Consider the following 2256-nt stretch of genomic DNA (forward strand, 5'->3'; position numbering starts at 1 on the left):
TCAGTGATGTAGGTGCTCTGCACCCAGGAAACGCGCTCCGCTTTGATGGAAAGCTCGAGGAGGCGCTTCTCCGCCTGTTCGATGAAGACCCGCGCCTCGGCAACCGTCGGCTTCATAACCGGTGGCTTAGTCCGCGTGCCCGCTGTGCTCGGCAGCCCCGCAACAACCAGCAAGACGAGAATTGCAATCCTACTGATGGCTTGATACGTCGTTCCCAAGAAGATGTGCATGAACGTCCTCCCTTTGGGTGCGAGCGCTGCGCGAGATTTCCTCGCGGCCAGCCATCCTAGGCCGCGCCCATAGTCAAGTCAATCGGCGCGCGTTAGTCGCCTTCCAGCCTTGCCGGCTCTGGAGTCGGCCGCGCCAAAAGCCAGCCTCTTACGCATGTTTGTGGCGTACGGCCGTAGAGGAGCAGCGCTTGATATTCGATTCTCCGACGGTCGGCAAGGTCTAGCTCGCTGGGAATCATCCTGGCGGCTAGTGCCGTTCCAACTTGATGAGCCTATACATCTCGATCCTGGATGATCAATAAAGCATGCCGTGTGACTTGCGGAAAATGGCCCCAAATAGTTGGAACGGCACTAGAGGCTGAGGTGAGAATGGCTCTTCGCCTAACGTGTGCTCCAGCTAGTGATGGGATTTTTGAGCCAGGTAGTAAATGTCGTAGCCTGGGCGGCTCTTGAGAGAAGGAGGCCTGACCTTCACCGCGTCCCAGGCTCGGATCTGCTGAAAGCCGGCGCGACGCAAGGTACGGCGAATTTCATCGTCTGTCCACCAGACATCCTCCATGTGTTCGCGGTGACGCCGCCATAATTTCCCTTCGGGCAAGAACCACTCGATATCCAACCAGCCTTTCTTGCGCCGGCGGTCGTAGCCACCGTGAAGAAGCATGCAGAAATTGCGCTTCTCGAACCAATGCGTGGAAGGGTAGAGCTCTTCCAGCGAGCGCCGGGTGTTGAGGTCGAAGTAGAAGTGGCCTCCAGGGTGGAGAGCCCTTGCCACCGAGCGCGCCACGCCGCTGAGGTCTCCTTTGCGGGGCAGGTGATTCAGGGGATTGAATTCGCAGGTCACCAGATCGACCTGCTCGGGGAGGCGGAACGCACCCATATCGGCGCAAATCACACGCACACGAAGTCGCGCGCGGCGGGCTTTCTGTCGGGCTTGGCGGCACATCGTAGGCGAGAGATCGACCGCGTAAACCTTCAGTCCACGCCGTGCAAATTCCAACGCAGTCGTGCCCGTCCCGCACCCCAGGTCACACACCGAGCGTACTCGCGGCAGAATCTTGCCCAGCACTTTCTGACGGGCATAACGGTTCATTCCAGGGGCTTGAACCTGCAACTGGTCGTAGAAGTGTGCAAGCAAGGTGTAGCCATTACTGGATGGCCTACGCCGACTCCTCGAGCGAATCGTCCGACCAAAGGCCAAGCTCCCTGACCTCCTCGCAACTGAATCTCATGATGCTAAACAGCCAAGGCTTTGCGAATCGTACTCCCGTATCTGGTTTCCATCAATGGAGCAGCCGAATTCTTCGAGAGTGTGCCGAAATCGTTTCTTTTGGCCCAGAGGGATGCAGTAAGGTGAAATGGGGAGCAGGCTACCCAAGAGGCACCGCTTGTTGTGCCACCGAAGCAAGGGGCTTATAATTGCTTTTGGCGAGCAGGTCGGGCGATCGCTCGGGGGACTCGATTCGTCGAGCTTCCTGGGAGGAAAGTCCGGACTCCGAAGGGCAGTGTGCTGGCTAACGGCCAGGGGGCCAGTCTCAAAGGCTGGCTCACGGAAAGTGCCACAGAAAACATACCGTCCCGATCATATCGGGATAAGGGTGAAAAGGTGCGGTAAGAGCGCACCGCTCCGATGGCGACATCGGGGGCAAGGTAAACCCCACACGGAGCAAGGCCAAATAGGAGGGGAGAGCTGGCCCGGCTCGAGTCCTTGAAGTTCCCGCTCCGGCGGGACACGATGGACACAACCCTCGGGTAGGCCGCTTGAACCCGGTAGCAATGCCGGGGCCAGAGGAATGATCGCCCTTGGCGCCGAGCTTCGGCGCTGAGACAGAATCCGGCTTACAGACCTGCTCGCCACTTCTCTTCCAATCGGATACAACATGCCGGCGACGGACCAAGGAGAGATGGATGTCGCATAAAAAAGCCCGCCTTGTAAAACACGACGATCCCGAGATGACCGGCCAACGCGCCCGGAACATTACCGGTGAGCTTCGACGCAAAAGAGGTGACGCGCTCGTCGGCACCATCG

At 58.8% G+C, this 2256-nt stretch carries 2 protein-coding genes and 1 other RNA gene; 1 reads left to right on the forward strand and 2 read right to left on the reverse strand.

Translation table 11 applies throughout. From position 1 onward, the window contains the following. Both VIH17_14155 and VIH17_14160 read right to left on the reverse strand, forming a co-directional pair. Positions 1-230 (reverse strand): hypothetical protein (locus VIH17_14155; protein HEY4684378.1); only part of this gene is annotated, 230 nt, incomplete at its 3' end. Positions 231-627: 397 nt separating this feature from the next. Next, a complete protein-coding gene (locus tag VIH17_14160) occupies positions 628-1320 on the reverse strand; it encodes a class I SAM-dependent methyltransferase (protein HEY4684379.1) in 693 nt (230 codons plus the stop codon). A 336-nt stretch (positions 1321-1656) separates the two neighbouring features. Here VIH17_14160 and rnpB point away from each other — a divergent pair. Next, an RNA gene (gene rnpB, locus VIH17_14165) (RNase P RNA component class A) lies at positions 1657-2085 on the forward strand. Positions 2086-2256 lie beyond the last annotated feature (171 nt).

This window comes from Candidatus Acidiferrales bacterium, from assembly GCA_036514995.1.
Lineage (GTDB): Bacteria > Acidobacteriota > Terriglobia > Acidiferrales > DATBWB01 > DATBWB01.

What these genes read in the sequence shown, in the direction of transcription:
- VIH17_14160 (HEY4684379.1), bottom strand. Translation starts at nt 1,320, where the DNA reads ATGAACCGTTATGCCCGTCAGAAAGTGCTGGGCAAGATTCTGCCGCGA.